The organism is Burkholderia sp. COPS, from assembly GCF_019425585.1.
Classification (GTDB): domain Bacteria; phylum Pseudomonadota; class Gammaproteobacteria; order Burkholderiales; family Burkholderiaceae; genus Burkholderia; species Burkholderia cepacia.
Window position 1 is genome coordinate 297,599 of the sequence record NZ_WIXR01000009.1, and the last position, 14,302, is coordinate 311,900.

At 65.3% G+C, this 14,302-nt stretch carries 14 protein-coding genes; 11 read left to right on the forward strand and 3 right to left on the reverse strand.

Annotation, left to right across the window (positions count from 1 at the left end; genetic code table 11):
- Positions 1–2: 2 nt before the first annotated feature.
- The 5 genes from FOZ70_RS07285 to FOZ70_RS07305 all read left to right on the forward strand — a co-directional run bounded on the left by FOZ70_RS07285 (position 3) and on the right by FOZ70_RS07305 (position 5,248).
- A complete protein-coding gene (locus tag FOZ70_RS07285) occupies positions 3–1,445 on the forward strand; it encodes a catalase (protein WP_219705338.1) in 1,443 nt (480 codons plus the stop codon).
- Positions 1,446–1,576: 131 nt separating this feature from the next.
- A complete protein-coding gene (locus FOZ70_RS07290; RefSeq protein WP_193093210.1) occupies positions 1,577–2,941 on the forward strand; it encodes an FAD-dependent oxidoreductase in 1,365 nt (454 codons plus the stop codon).
- Positions 2,942–3,283: 342 nt separating this feature from the next.
- Positions 3,284–3,997, forward strand: coding sequence for a PadR family transcriptional regulator (locus FOZ70_RS07295; RefSeq protein ID WP_219705340.1), 714 nt, complete (start codon positions 3,284–3,286; stop codon positions 3,995–3,997).
- Between the two features lie 37 nt (positions 3,998–4,034).
- Positions 4,035–4,856, forward strand: a complete 822-nt coding sequence (locus FOZ70_RS07300) for a siderophore-interacting protein (protein WP_059489786.1) — start codon at positions 4,035–4,037, stop codon at positions 4,854–4,856.
- A gap of 167 nt (positions 4,857–5,023) precedes the next feature.
- Positions 5,024–5,248 carry a hypothetical protein gene (locus tag FOZ70_RS07305; protein WP_021157500.1) on the forward strand — a complete coding sequence of 75 codons (225 nt, stop codon included), beginning with the start codon at positions 5,024–5,026 and terminating at the stop codon, positions 5,246–5,248.
- Between the two features lie 24 nt (positions 5,249–5,272).
- Here FOZ70_RS07305 and FOZ70_RS07310 read toward each other — a convergent pair whose 3' ends face one another.
- Positions 5,273–5,854: an undecaprenyl-diphosphatase gene (locus tag FOZ70_RS07310; RefSeq protein WP_059620143.1), complete on the reverse strand. Its 582-nt coding sequence runs from the start codon at positions 5,852–5,854 to the stop codon at positions 5,273–5,275.
- 443 nt (positions 5,855–6,297) lie between these two features.
- Between FOZ70_RS07310 and FOZ70_RS07315 the strand changes: the two genes are divergently transcribed.
- The 4 genes from FOZ70_RS07315 to FOZ70_RS07330 are packed head-to-tail and all read left to right on the forward strand — an operon-like array spanning position 6,298 to position 9,615.
- A complete protein-coding gene (locus FOZ70_RS07315) occupies positions 6,298–7,038 on the forward strand; it encodes an acetoacetate decarboxylase (RefSeq protein WP_021157498.1) in 741 nt (246 codons plus the stop codon).
- A gap of 52 nt (positions 7,039–7,090) precedes the next feature.
- Entirely contained in the window at positions 7,091–7,876 is a 786-nt protein-coding gene (locus FOZ70_RS07320) for a 3-hydroxybutyrate dehydrogenase (protein WP_048021178.1), read from the forward strand.
- Positions 7,873–9,090 (forward strand): patatin-like phospholipase family protein, encoded by a 1,218-nt coding sequence (locus FOZ70_RS07325; RefSeq protein ID WP_021163707.1) that lies wholly within the window; start codon positions 7,873–7,875, stop codon positions 9,088–9,090. Before FOZ70_RS07320 ends, FOZ70_RS07325 begins: the two co-directional genes overlap by 4 nt.
- 60 nt (positions 9,091–9,150) lie before the next feature.
- The gene (locus tag FOZ70_RS07330; protein ID WP_048021176.1) at positions 9,151–9,615 is read left to right on the forward strand and encodes a hypothetical protein; all 465 of its coding nucleotides are present in this window, start codon (positions 9,151–9,153) and stop codon (positions 9,613–9,615) included.
- Between the two features lie 75 nt (positions 9,616–9,690).
- Here FOZ70_RS07330 and FOZ70_RS07335 read toward each other — a convergent pair whose 3' ends face one another.
- Positions 9,691–10,575, reverse strand: a complete 885-nt coding sequence (locus FOZ70_RS07335; protein WP_021163709.1) for a LysR family transcriptional regulator — start codon at positions 10,573–10,575, stop codon at positions 9,691–9,693.
- A gap of 119 nt (positions 10,576–10,694) precedes the next feature.
- Between FOZ70_RS07335 and argC the strand changes: the two genes are divergently transcribed.
- The gene (gene argC / locus FOZ70_RS07340) at positions 10,695–11,651 is read left to right on the forward strand and encodes an N-acetyl-gamma-glutamyl-phosphate reductase (RefSeq protein ID WP_021163710.1); all 957 of its coding nucleotides are present in this window, start codon (positions 10,695–10,697) and stop codon (positions 11,649–11,651) included.
- A gap of 158 nt (positions 11,652–11,809) precedes the next feature.
- On the opposite strand, the gene FOZ70_RS07345 is transcribed toward argC, so the two are convergent.
- Complete coding sequence (locus FOZ70_RS07345) at positions 11,810–12,733, reverse strand: LysR substrate-binding domain-containing protein (RefSeq protein WP_176130301.1); 924 nt, start codon at positions 12,731–12,733, stop codon at positions 11,810–11,812.
- Positions 12,734–12,850: 117 nt separating this feature from the next.
- On the opposite strand from FOZ70_RS07345, the gene FOZ70_RS07350 reads away from it, so the two are divergent.
- Positions 12,851–13,936, forward strand: coding sequence for a tartrate dehydrogenase (locus FOZ70_RS07350; protein ID WP_059489900.1), 1,086 nt, complete (start codon positions 12,851–12,853; stop codon positions 13,934–13,936).
- Positions 13,937–14,302: the final 366 nt, after the last annotated feature.

The following is a 14,302-nucleotide window of genomic DNA, read 5'->3' on the forward strand; positions in this document are numbered from 1 at the left end:
TCATGAATTCCAACCTTCTCACGAATGCCGCCGGCTCGCCCGTCGCGGACAACCAGAACTCGATGACCGCCGGTTCGCGCGGCCCCGTGATGCTCCAGGACGTATGGCTGCTTGAAAAGCTCGCCCACTTCGACCGTGAGGTGATCCCGGAGCGCCGCGTGCACGCAAAGGGCTCCGGCGCGTTCGGCACCCTCACGGTGACGCGCGACATCACGCAATACACGAAGGCGAAGGTGTTTTCGCGAGTCGGCACCGAGACACCGCTGTTCATCCGTTTCTCCACGGTGGCCGGCGAACGCGGCGCCGCCGATGCCGAGCGCGACGTGCGCGGCTTCTCGATCAAGTTCTACACCGAAGACGGGAACTGGGACGTCGTCGGCAACAACACGCCGGTCTTCTTCATTCGCGATCCGCTCAAGTTTCCCGATTTCATCCACACACAGAAACGCGACCCGCACACGAACCTGCGCAGCAACATCGCCGCGTGGGATTTCTGGTCGCGCCACCCCGAGTCACTGCATCAGGTCACCATCCTGATGAGCGATCGCGGCATTCCGAAGAACTACCGGCAAATGCATGGCTTCGGCTCGCATACCTATTCGCTCGTCAACGCGAACGACGAGCGTTTCTGGGTGAAGTTCCATTTCAAGTCGCTCAATGGTGTCGAGCACTATACGAACGACGAAGCTGCTCAGGTCGTCGCGCACGACCGTGAGAGCGCACAGCGCGACCTCGTCGAGAACATCGATCATGGCAATTTCCCGCGCTGGGCATTCCGTGTCCAGGTAATGCCCGAGGCCGATGCGGCGAAGGTGCCGTACAACCCGTTCGACATCACGAAGGTGTGGCCGCATGCAGACTACCCGCTGATCGACGTCGGCGTGATCGAGCTGAACCGCAATCCACAAAACTACTTCGCCGACGTGGAGCAGGCCGCGTTCACGCCGGCGAACGTGGTGCCCGGCATCGGCTTCTCGCCCGACCGGCTGTTGCAGGGCCGCCTCTTTTCGTACGGCGACACGCAGCGGTACCGGCTGGGCGTGAATCACCATCAGATTCCGGTGAACGCGCCGAAGTGCCCGGTCCATTCGTTTCATCGCGACGGCGGGATGCGCGTTGACGGCAATTTGGGCAGCACAGTGAACTATGAGCCGAACAGCTTCGGCGAATTCGCGCAGGACCGCAACGCGCCCGAGCCGCCGCTCGCGGCTGGCGCGGTGGACCGCTACGACCATCGCGAGGACGACGATTACTACAGCCAGCCGGCCGCGCTCTTCCGCCTGTTCGATGCCGGGCAGCGTGCGCGGCTGTTCGACAACATCGCCCGGCATATCGCCGGCGTTCCCGTGGAAATCGTCCAGCGCCAGCTCGACCACTTCCATCGTGTGGACCCGGCCTACGGGGCCGGCGTTCGCGACGCAATCGAGAAACTCGGCTCGCGCTGATGCGGCGAGGCAACTCCGTGCCGGCGGAAGTCTGTGCTTCGCCGGCACGGGACACCGGAAACTGCGTGCGGGCGATCTGCCGATTCGATCGCGCACGCTCCAGCGTTCATTGAAACGAAAAGGATCTCGAAATGGCAGAAACCAAACGATACGACTATCTGTTTCTCGGTGGCGGAAAAGGCGGCAAATCGCTCGCGATGGATATGGCACGCCAAGGTAAACGGGTTGCGGTAATCGAGCGCGGCATGATTGGCGGATCCTGCATCAACGTCGCCTGTATCCCGAGCAAGGCGCTTATTCATGCGGCGCGCTCGATGCAGGTGTGGCGGGAAGCTTCGAAGCAATCGGAGTTGTCGGCGAATATGGAGCGCGTGTCCGAAAGCGTTAGGTCCGTGGTGGGCGGCATGATCGAGATCAATCGCCGCGCGTTCGAGCAGTCGGGCCTCGACCTCGTCATCGGCGCCGGCCGCTTTGTCGGACCGCGTACGATCGTGGTGCGGTCCGACGACGGGGCCGAAACCGTCTACAAAGGCGAAAACGTCTACATCAACACCGGCACCGTGGCGGCCATGCCCGATATCACCGGGCTGCGCGATGCGCATCCGCTCACCCATGTCGAAGCATTGCGCCTCGACGTGCTACCCGAACACCTCGTGGTGCTGGGCGGCGGCTACATCGGCCTCGAGATGGCCCAGGCGTTTCGTCGTCTTGGCAGCCGGGTCACCCTGCTCAGCGATACGCCGCGCGTCGCGATGCGCGAAGACGAGGATGTCAGCGTGGTGATCCAGCAGACGCTTCTCGAGGACGGCATCGAGCTTAGGCTCGGCACGAAGATTGTTGCGGTCCACGGCAGAAGCGGTGCGAGCGTCACGGTTGATTTCGCCGACGGAAGCTCCGTGACCGGTACGCACCTGCTTGTGGCCGCCGGGCGCAAGCCTCAGACGGATGCGATCGGGCTGGATCTCGCGGGCGTCGAGACAGATGCACGAGGCTTAATCAAGGTCGACCACCGGCTTGCAACCACAGCCGAGCGCACCTGGGCAATCGGCGAGGTCGCCGGCACGCCGATGTTCACGCACGCGTCGTTCGACGACTACCGCGTTCTCAAGGCGGGTATCGAAGGCCGTCCGGCGAGTACCGAAAAGCGCATCATCCCCTATGCGCTGTTTATCGATCCGGAACTGGGCCGCGTCGGCTTGAACGAATCAGAAGCAGATGCCCTGAAGATCGACGTCCGTGTGGCGAAGCTGCCGATGACGTCGGTGCCGCGCGCGCGTACCGACGGAAAAACTCGGGGTTTCATGAAGGCGCTGGTCGAGCCAGATACCGGCAGGATCCTCGGATTCACGATGCTGGGTACCGGCGCTGGTGACGTGACGACAGCCGTGCAAATGGCGATGCTCGGCGGACTGCCTTATATGGCCGTTCGCGATGCAATCATCGCGCATCCCCTCATTTCCGAGGGGCTGAATTTGCTCTTCGCAACTTTACCGTAACACCCAATTCTGCATAGGCCCTCCTAATCGTGGATTGCTCCAGCAAGCGTGCTCAGAGCGTCGAGTCGACTATGTCGGCACGCTCGTCTACCGAGACAGGCAAGCGGATCGACAGATGTTCGATGCCTTGGCAACCGGACTCGCCCGCTCGAATTTAGACTATTGAAAATAATAATTTGATAGTTTTGTTCAAATACCGCAAAAGAGATCACCTTTTTTGCCAACCTACAAAAGAGGTCACCTTTTAGCCGGCCCCCACCATCCATCCCCAATAAATCCCCTTGACGGCCTATCTTTCGATATATATCTTTAGATATGTTTTCCGACATATAGGACACGATCATGCGACACAACCCTTCCCGCGGCCATGCCCGAAGCGGCGGTCATGGTGCGCATGCCCGCCCTGACTGGTTCGCCGGTCTCTGGTACGCGATCGGCCGCCACCGTCGCGGCCACGATCCGTTCGGTGGTGGCGGCCCGTTCGGCGGCCGTGGCGGGCGCGGCGGCTTTGGCGATTTCGGCGACGACGGCATGCCACGCGGCCGCCAGTTCAGCTCCGACGATCTCCAGTTGCTGTTGCTTGCGCTCGTCGCCGAGCAACCGAGCCATGGCTACGAGCTGATCAAGGCGCTCGACACGCGTTCGAACGGTTTCTACAGCCCGAGCCCCGGCATGGTGTATCCGGCGCTCACGTATCTCGAAGAAGTCGGCTTCGTCGCGTCGCAGGCGGAAGGCAACCGCAAGCGTTATGCACTGACCGACGCCGGCCGCACCCATCTCGACGCCCAGCGCGAACGGGTCGACACGCTGTTCGCACGCCTCACGCACCTCGCGCGCAAGATGGAGTTCATGCGCCGTGCGTTCGCCGGGGAATCGGCGGGCAACGAAACGCAGGACGAAACGCAAGCAGGCTGGCTGCCGGAGTTCGTCGAGGCGCGCCTCGCACTCAAGCGCGCGTTGCTGCACAAGAGCGCAGCCGGCCCGGATGAACAGCGCCGCGTCGCGGCCATCCTGCGCCGCGCGACGGGCGAAATCGAAGGCGGCACCGGCGCGTGATCCGCGCCGCCCCATCAAACCTCAGGAGAACGGATTGATGCAGAACACATCCGAGCGCACCGTGACCCGCGTGCGCCACACCCTCAAGTTCCGCTTGCTGCAGGTCCTGCGCGTGCATGCCGTGACGCCGCACCTGCTGCGCGTCACGCTCGGCGGCCCCGATCTCGCGGATTTCGAATCCGCGTCGTTCGACGATCACGTGAAGGTATTTTTCCCGCCGCCCGGCGCCGAACGGCCTGCGATGCCGACGCTCGGCGCGAACGGTCCGGAGTTTCCGGAAGGCGAACCGAGGCCGGTCGCGCGCGACTTCACGCCGCGCCGCTTCGACCGCGCCGCCCGCGAACTCGACCTGGAATTCGTGCTGAACCATCCGGGCCCCGCGTCGCAGTGGGCCGCCCAGGCACGCGTCGGCCAATGGCTCGGCATCGGCGGCCCGCGCGGTTCGTTCGTTGTCCCGACCGGTTTCGACTGGCACCTGCTGATCGGCGACGATACGGCGCTGCCGGCGGTCGCGCGGCGCCTCGAGGAATTGCCGGCCGGTGCGCGCGCGGTCGTCGTGATGGAAGTCGCGGATCGCACCGCGCAGATCGCGTTCGACACGCGCGCCGACGTGCATGAAATCTGGCGCTTCCGCGCCGAAGCCGACGCCGCAAACGGCAACGAGCTGCTGAATGCCGTGCGCGACCTGCCGCTGCCGCCGTCCGGCGACGGCTACGTGTGGGCGGCAGGCGAAGCGCTGTCGATACGCGCGGTACGCCAGCACCTGACCGGCGAGCGCGGCGTCGACAAATCGCGCATCCGCGCGGCGGCCTACTGGAAGCGCGGCGCGGCGGCCGTGCACGAAACCCTGGAAGACTGATGGATGCGGGTAGCCGTCAAAGGCGTACCCGGTTGACCGGCGGATGACACAATCGTCGCGTCGGCGCACCAGCGGGCTTGGCACCGCTATCGCGACTGGTATATATCTGTGTGTGCGACGCCGCTGTCGGGCGACAGCCGTCGCAGCCTGCCCAGGAGCGTCCGGTCATGACAAAAGAAAGCCCCGCTTCGCCTTTCCTTCGCAACCTGAAGATCGCCGGCTATTGCGGCCTTGCCGCGGTGGTACTTGCGCTGTTCGTCGCGATGTGCGCGATCCTGAAGGAAAGCGCGCTCGATCGCGACGCCGCGCAACATCCGGCCGATACGCCCGAACTGCACGATGCGGGCGGCGGACCATCCGCATCGGCTGAACCGGCCAGGACACCCGGCTGACGGCGTCCGGCCCGATCCCCCCGCTTACGGCGCGTGCCGGCGCCCCATCACGACTGCATGCACCGAATCGCCGAGCCGTTCGAGCAGTGCGGTCGCGCGTTGTCCATACAGGTGCGCGGCCAGCGCGCCGGCCGTGCCGACCAGCACGCCGCCCGCCATGTCGAACGGCCAGTGCACGCCCGCATAGATACGCCCCCATGCAATCGCCGCGGCCAACGCGACCATCACGAACCCGGTGAGCCGGGTCGTGCCGCCGAGCATCAACCCGACTGCCATGCTCCACGCGAACGTCATGTGGTCGCTCGGAAACGAGCTGTCCGGCGCATGCGGAATCAGTTGCGTGCCGACGCCGGCCATGAACGGACGCGGCGAGAACCAGAAATGCCCGATGACCTGCGCGAGCGCGAGCGCCACGCATACGCCGACGCCGGCTTCGATCGCCTGGCGCCGCGTCGTGCGTGCGCCGAAGATCCAGGTCAGCAGCAGCATCGCGGGCAGCGCATAGACGAGCCAGTCGGCAGCGAAGATGGCGAGGCGGGCAACGCCCGGCTGCGGCGCAACCCCGGCGTTGATGGCGGAAAAAAGGGTGAGATTGAGGGTCTGCATGAATCCGGTTGCGTGGGGCGTAAAAACTCGGCCGGTTGCCCGGCCTGATACGAACGATGCTAGGGCGCTCCCGCTTAAGCGATGCTTAATGCGGCAGTCGCACGCGACGAAGCCCGCCGCGGCGAACGCACTTAGAGCCTGCACTGCAGCACAAGTTCACACAATTGTCACATTCCCGAGCGACCGCCTCCCGGAAAAACTCACCTACCATCCCGTAAAGACTCACCTTTTTCACATCGTGACGTCATCGATGCATGCGAATATCGGGACGCCGGGTGCCGTCCAGGCCGTTTGCATCATTCATCTCAATATTTACGCGTCGAATTCTACGAAATCGGCAACAATTAATTCCATATGCGGCATCGCACAACGGCAACGCACAGGCATAGGATTACGAGCTTACGAGCACTCATCCACGAAGCGATCAACAACAAGGAGTCCGCATGAAACCCAGCGATGTCCGATCGAAAGCGTTTGCGATGCCGTTGACCAGCCCTGCCTTCCCGATGGGCCCTTACCGTTTCGTCGATCGTGAGTTCCTGATCATCACGTATCGCACCGATCCGGACCGTCTCCGCGAAATCGTCCCCGAGCCGCTGCAGGTTACCGAGCCGCTCGTGCATTACGAATTCATCCGCATGGCCGATTCGACCGGCTTCGGCGATTACACCGAAAGCGGCCAGGTCATTCCCGTCGAATACAACGGCCAGCCGGGCGGCTATACGCTCGCGATGTATCTCGACGATCACCCGCCGATCGCCGGCGGCCGCGAACTGTGGGGCTTCCCGAAGAAACTCGCATCGCCCACGCTGCACGTGAACACCGACCACCTCCTCGGCACGCTCGACTACGGCAAGGTGCGCGTCGCGACCGGCACGATGGGCTACAAGCACAAGGAACTCGACATCGACGAGCAGACGAAGCGTCTTGCCGGCCCCAATTTCCTGCTGAAGATCATCCCGCACGTCGACGGCACCGCGCGTGTCTGCGAACTGGTGCGCTACTACATGCAGGACATCAAGATGAAGGGCGCGTGGACGGGCCCCGCATCGCTCGAGCTGGCGCCGCACGCGCTCGCGCCGGTAGCCGACCTCCCCGTGCTCGAAATCGTCGAAGCCCGGCACATCGTCGCGGATTTGACACTGGGCCTCGGCGAAGTCGTCTACGATTACCTGGCTCAGTAACACGTCCGCAGTCCTTTCTCCCTGTCAAACCTTTCACCACGGGAATTCGAACATGAGCAACCTGAATGGCAAGACCGCAGTCGTCACGGGCGCCGCGAGCGGCATCGGCAAGGAAATCGCACTCGAGCTCGCGAAAGCGGGCGCGGCCGTCGCGATTGCCGACCTGAACCAGGACGGCGCGAACGCCGTTGCCGACGAGATCGTCAAGGCCGGCGGCAAGGCGATCGGCGTCGCGATGGACGTGACGAACGAGGAAGCCGTGAACAGCGGTATCGACAAGGTGGCCGAAACGTTCGGCTCGGTCGACATCCTCGTGTCGAACGCGGGCATCCAGATCGTCAACCCGATCGAGAACTATTCGTTCTCCGACTGGAAGAAGATGCAGGCGATCCACGTCGACGGTGCATTCCTGACGACCAAGGCCGCGCTCAAGCACATGTACAAGGACGATCGCGGCGGTGTCGTGATCTACATGGGTTCGGTGCACTCGCACGAAGCGTCGCCGCTGAAGTCGGCGTACGTGACGGCCAAGCACGGGCTGCTCGGCCTGGCCCGCGTGCTGGCGAAGGAAGGCGCGAAGCACAACGTGCGCTCGCACGTCGTGTGTCCGGGCTTCGTACGCACGCCGCTGGTCGACAAGCAGATTCCGGAGCAGGCGAAGGAACTCGGGATCAGCGAAGAGGAAGTGGTGAAGAAGGTGATGCTCGGCAATACGGTCGACGGCGTGTTCACGACGGTGCAGGACGTCGCGCAGACGGTGCTGTTCCTGTCGGCGTTCCCGAGCGCCGCGCTCACGGGCCAGTCGTTCATCGTCAGCCACGGCTGGTTCATGCAGTGAAGCCGCGCGCCCCCACGGAAAAGCAGGCCGTCGATGCGGCGGACCTGCATCACGAAGCCGGCGCACCGGTCCCCGCACGGTCGCTGCCGTACGAAACGATTGCACTCGTGCTGCAAGGCGGCGGCGCGCTCGGCGCGTACCAGGCCGGCGTGTTCGAAGGGCTGCACGAGGCGGGCATTCCGCTCGACTGGATCGCGGGCATCTCGATCGGCGCGCTCAACACCGCGCTGATCGCGGGCAATGCGCCCGAACATCGCGTCGAGCGGCTGCGCGAGTTCTGGGAAACGATCTGCAAGCCGGCGTTCTTCCCGACGGTTCCGGCCGCATTCGAGTTCGCGCTGTTCAACAGCATCGACCAGGTTCGTACGTTCTTCACCGCGTCGCAGGCCGCAAGCGCGATGATGCAGGGCCAGCAGGGCTTCTTCGTGCCGCGCTTCCCGCCGCCGCTGCCGGGCGTGTCGGATCATCCGGAGAAGATCAGCTGGTACGACACGTCGCAATTGCGCGCGACACTGCTGAAGCTGTGCGATTTCGACCGGATCAATTCGGGCGAAACGCGCGTGTCGGTCGGCGCGGTCAACGTCGGCACCGGCAACTTCGTGTACTTCGACAACTCGCGCATCCGCCTGGCACCCGAGCATTTCATGGCGTCCGGCGCGCTGCCGCCCGCGTTCCCGCCGGTCGAGATCGACGGCGAGTACTACTGGGACGGCGGTGTCGTGTCGAACACGCCGCTGATGGAAGTGCTCCGCGCACGGCCGCGCCGCGACACGCTCGCGTTCCAGGTCGACCTGTGGAGCGCGCGCGGGCCGCTGCCGCGCACGATGGCCGACGTCGCCGAGCGCACGAAGGACGTGCAGTATTCGAGCCGCACGCGCTTCGTGACCGACACGCTGCAGCGCGAACAGCGCTACCGCAACGTTTTGCGCCACGTGCTCGAGCAGGTGCCGGAAGAGCAGCGCAAGGCGGATCCCTGGTGCGTCGAGGCCGACGCGATGTCATCCAGCAAGAAGTACAACATCCAGCACCTGATCTACCAGCAGAAGGCGTACGAGCATCACTACAAGGACTATCAGTTCGGTCTGTCGACGATGCGTGACCACTGGTCCGCGGGTCTCGACGACATCCGCAAGACGCTCGCAGTCAAGGACGGCCTCGCGCTGCCCAACAACGACGCGGGCTTCGTGACGCACGACATTCACCGCAAACGGTAATGCCGTGCGCGACGGATCGGCGCGATGCATGCGCCGGTCCGTCCTCTTCCCCGATCAGACATGCCGATTTTCATTGCACTGTTCGCGCTCATCGCTGCCGGATGGGGCGCGGTTCACCTGTTTCACGTCATCGCCGCGCAGTTCGGCCAGCCGGTCGCGATCGCGGCCGCCGTGCTCGCCGCCGCGATCCTGATCGCGCTGGTCGCCTGGTGGATCAAGCGCCGCCGCGACATCGCACCGAATACGAAGGAAGAAGGCTGGACCCACGTCGTGCATCGCGCGTGGGGCGAGCTGCGCGTGTCCGCGACGCAGGGGCTGCTGTGGCTGTCGCACGACGGCGCGGACGGCCGCTATACGCTGTCGCAGCTCGACGGCTGCCAGGCTGCGCCGATCGGCGGCCGCTGGCATCTCGTCGTGCACGTGCGCGACGGCGTGCGCAGCGAATGGAAGCTGCCGATGATGGACAAGCGCGACGCGCAACGCTGGGCGCGCGTGCTGACGCTCGCGAAGGACAACCGGCTTTGAGACGGCATGCCGTGGATGCACGGGCACGGCATGCGCGCATGAACAGCCGCGCCGCCTAGCCTGCATGCCGGTGCGCTATCGCGCGCCGAGCGCCCACAACGCATCGAGTACATGCTGGGTCGCCCGCTCGACCGGCCCCGCCCGATGGGCGATCCCCAGTTCACGCCACAACGCCGGGCGCAACGCCCGCATGACAATGCGCGCATCGGGGAGCGGGGCGCCCGCCTCATGCGGCAGCAGCGTCGCGCCGTACCCCGCGGCGACCAGGCTCTTGATCGCATCGTTGTAGTTGAGTTCGATCCGCGGCTCCGGCCGGTGGCCGCCGAGCGCAAACCATTCCGTCGTCAGCCGTGACAGGCGGGTGGTCGCATCGTTGAGAATCAGCGGGCGGGCGGCCAGATAGCCGGGCGTCACGCGCGCCGGAAGCGGCCAGTCCGCCGGCAGAAACGCCATCACCGGATCGCGCCGCCACGCACGGATCGACAGCCCCGCGACGGCCGTCTGCGGCAGCGCTACCAGCCCGACATCGAGCGTGCCCTGCGCGATGCGCGCCAGCGTGTCGTGCGACGTGAGCACCGCGATCTGGACATCGATGTCCGGATGCTGCTCGCGCAAGCGGGCCACCGCCTGCGGCAGCAGGTGCGCGATCGCCCCGGTCGATGCGCCGAGGCGCACGCGCCCGGTCAACCCCTGCACCTGTCGCTGCACGTCGTCCAGCGTGGATTCGACCTCGGCCAGCAGGCGGCGCGCGCGCTCGACCAGCACTTCACCGATGGGCGACGGCCGCACGTTTCCGCGCGTGCGGGACAGCAACGGCGCGCCGATGCGACTCTCCAGTTCGGCAACGTGAAGACTGACGGTCGGCGGCGCGAGGTGAAGCAGTTGCGCCGCGGCGACAAAGGACCCTTGGTCCGCGATGGCGACCAGCGTGCGCAGGCGGTCCAGGCTGATCTCCCGCATTCTCCACCCCTCGTTCAAGAAAACTGAATCTGATGGTCAGTAAATTCAACTTTTTCTATTCTAGGCGCTCGGTGGACGATACGGCTTTCCCGACCACGAACGCAAGGAACGCGACCACCATGAGCCAGCCCACTGTCTACATCGACGGCGATCAAGGGACGACCGGATTGCAGATCCACGAGCGCCTGCGCGGGCGCACCGACTTGCGGCTCGTCGCGCTGCCGGAGGCCGAGCGCAAGGATCCCGTGCGGCGCGCCGAGGCGATCAACGCAGCCGACATCGCCATTCTGTGCCTGCCCGACGCGGCCGCACGCGAAGCGGTCGGCTTCATCCGGAATCCGGCGGTACGCGTGATCGACGCGAGTTCGGCTCATCGCACGCAGCCGGAATGGGTCTACGGCTTTCCCGAGATGGCCGACGGGCAGGCACGGGCAATTGCACACGCGCGGCGTGTCACCAATCCGGGTTGCTACCCGACCGGTGCGATCGGGCTGCTGCGGCCGCTGCTGCAGGCCGGGCTGCTGCCGCGCGACTACCCGGTGAGCATCCATGCCGTGTCCGGATACTCGGGCGGCGGGCGGACCGCCGTCGACGCGTTCGAAGCGAACGACGCTTCGCGCGCGAATCCGCTCCAGGTTTACGGCCTCGCACTCGCGCACAAACATGTGCCCGAGATCCGGCTGCATGCCGGTCTGGCGAACCGTCCGTTGTTCGTGCCGGCTTACGGTGCCTATCGGCAAGGCATCGTGCTCACCGTGCCGATCGAGTTGCGCCTGCTCCCTGCCGGTGTGACCGGTGAGCAACTGCATGCGTGTCTCGCGCACCATTACGCCGAGTCGCGCCACGTCGACGTCACACCGCTCGCGGACACGCATGCGATCACGCATCTCGATCCGCAAGCGCTGAATGGCACCAATGACATGCGGCTCGGCGTGTTCGTCAATGCCGAGCACGGCCAGGTGCTGCTGTCCGCCGTGTTCGACAATCTCGGCAAAGGCGCATCCGGCGCAGCCGTGCAGAATCTCGACCTGATGCTCGGGGCGGCAGGCGCGGCAGGCGGGGCACAAGCGGCGTAAGCCGTGCGCAGGCACCGGCGTCGGCAGGCCCGGCACCTCGCGACCGCGACGTGTGGGTACCCGTTCGACGCGACCGGCTCGCGACGCGATTGCGAGCCGGAAACGGGGCCTGCCGATGTTGTGCGCATGCCCCCGTAAAAGCTCACCTTTAGCCGGATTCAGGCCGTATCGTCACCCGCCGCGGCATTCAAGCCAGCCAGCGTCTCCATCAGAAAATCCACGCACACGCGCACTTTCGCCGACGCAGCCACGCGCTCCGGATACACGGCCCAGATGTTCGCGGGCTGGATTGCGTCCGGCAGCACGCGACACAGTGCACCGCGTTCGATCAGCGGCGCGGCTTCCCAGATCGAACGCAGCACGATGCCGCGCCCGGCCAGCGCCCATTGCACGGCGACCTCGCCATGGTTCGTCGACAGCGCGCCGCCAACCTTCACCGTGGCCGTTTCACCGCGCACGTTCAGCCGCCACACGCCGAACGGGTGATCACGCTCCTTGATGGCAAGACAGTCGTGCGAAGCGAGATCCGCGAGCGAGCGCGGTGTACCGCGCCGGGCGAGATAGTCGGGCGACGCACACAGCACGCGGTAGTTCGCGGCGAGGCGGCGCGCGATCAGGTGGTCGGCGATCTCGTCGCCGATGCGCACGTCGAGGTCGTAGCCTTCGCCCGCGACGTCGACGAGCCGGTCGAACAGATCGAGCCGCACGTTCAGTTGCGGATAGCGTGCCGAGAAGTCGAGCAGCGCCGGCGCGATGACGTGCCGGCCGAAGCCGAAGCTGCTCGAAATGCGCAGCGTGCCGCGCGGCACCGTGCGCGTGGTCGACACGTCCTCGACGAGATGATCGACGTCGTCGAGAATCTTCTCGGCGCGCGCGAACACGCGCTCGCCTGCTTCCGTGACCGTCACGCGGCGCGTCGAGCGATGCAGCAGGCGCGTGCCGAGCTGCGCCTCGAGCAACGCGATGCGCTTGCTGACATAGGCAGGCGACACCGCGAGCTGCTCGGCGGCCGCGCTGAAGCTGGTCAGGCGGACGACCAGGCTGAACACGCGCAGGTCGTCGAGATTCGGCGATTTATTCACGATTCGTGGAAAGTCGATTAACCTTTCGCGCGATTTTAATCCAGATGGAAATAAATAGAATGACGTGACGCGCCGCTGCCTCTCCCCGCGGCCAGCCCACCAGCCAAGGAGCTTTGCATGACCGACAGGACCTACAGAATTGCCGTGATCCCCGGCGACGGCATCGGCCGTGAAGTGATGCCCGAGGGCCTGCGCGCGCTCGACGCCGTGACCGCGCGCTTCGGCATCCGCTTCGACTTCGTCCAGATCGACTGGGCGAGCTGCGACTACTACGCACAGCACGGCAAGATGATGCCGGACGACTGGAAGGCGCAACTGTCGGGCATGGACGCGATCCTGTTCGGCGCGGTCGGCTGGCCCGCGACGGTGCCCGATCACGTTTCGCTGTGGGGCTCGCTGCTGAAATTCCGCCGCGAATTCGACCAGTACATCAACCTGCGGCCCGCGCGCCTGTTCGACGGCGTGCCGTCGCCGCTCGCCGGCCGCCGCGCGGGCGACATCGACTTCATGATCGTGCGCGAGAACACCGAGGGCGAGTATTCGTCGGTCGGCGGCACGATGTTCGAAGGCACCGATCGCGAGATCGTGATGCAGCAGGCGATCTTCACGCGTCACGGCACCGAGCGCGTGCTGAAATTCGCGTTCGAACTCGCGCAGCGGCGCGCGAAGCGCCTCACCGTCGCGACGAAGAGCAACGGCATCGCGATCAGCATGCCGTGGTGGGATGCGCGCACGGCCGAGATGGCCGAACGTTATCCCGACATCGCCGTCGACAAGCAGCACATCGACATCCTGTGCGCGCGTTTCGTGCTGCAGCCGGATCGCTTCGACGTCGTCGTCGCGTCGAACCTGTTCGGCGACATCCTGTCGGATCTCGGGCCCGCGTGTACGGGCACGATCGGCATCGCGCCGTCGGCGAACCTGAACCCCGACCGCACGTTTCCGTCGCTGTTCGAACCCGTGCACGGCTCCGCGCCCGACATCACGGGGCAATACATCGCGAACCCGGTCGCGATGATCTGGTCGGCCGCCCTGATGCTCGATTTCCTCGGCAACGGCGCAGGCCGCGAACGCGAAGCGCACGATGCGATCGTCGCCGCGATCGAGGACGTGCTGCGCACGGGGCCGCATACGCGCGATCTTGGCGGCAACGCGGGGACACAGGAAGTGGGCGAGGCGATCGCCGCGCGCATCGCGGGCTGACGATCAGGCCCGGCGCAATCGCACGCGCCGGGCAGAGTCTGCACGAATCGGTGTCGGTGAGTTGCACGCCATGCGTTTGCGCACGCATGCGAATTCCCGAGCCTGCCTGGTGAAGTCGAGCGGTGAGCAACGTCGCACCACAACGCGCACGGCACGCGCCATCAGGCGCCGACGTCGATACGATCGGTGAGTTGCACGCCACACACGTGCACACCGATCGTCAAACCGCTACCGGCCCCGATCGATCGGTGAGATGCATCATGTGGTGAAGCACACCGTTGCATACCGATACGCGCATCACGAAATCCCGACGTGCATGGCACGTCCGCGTTGCCCGGGACGATGCCGCGTCGAACGGCTCGAAGC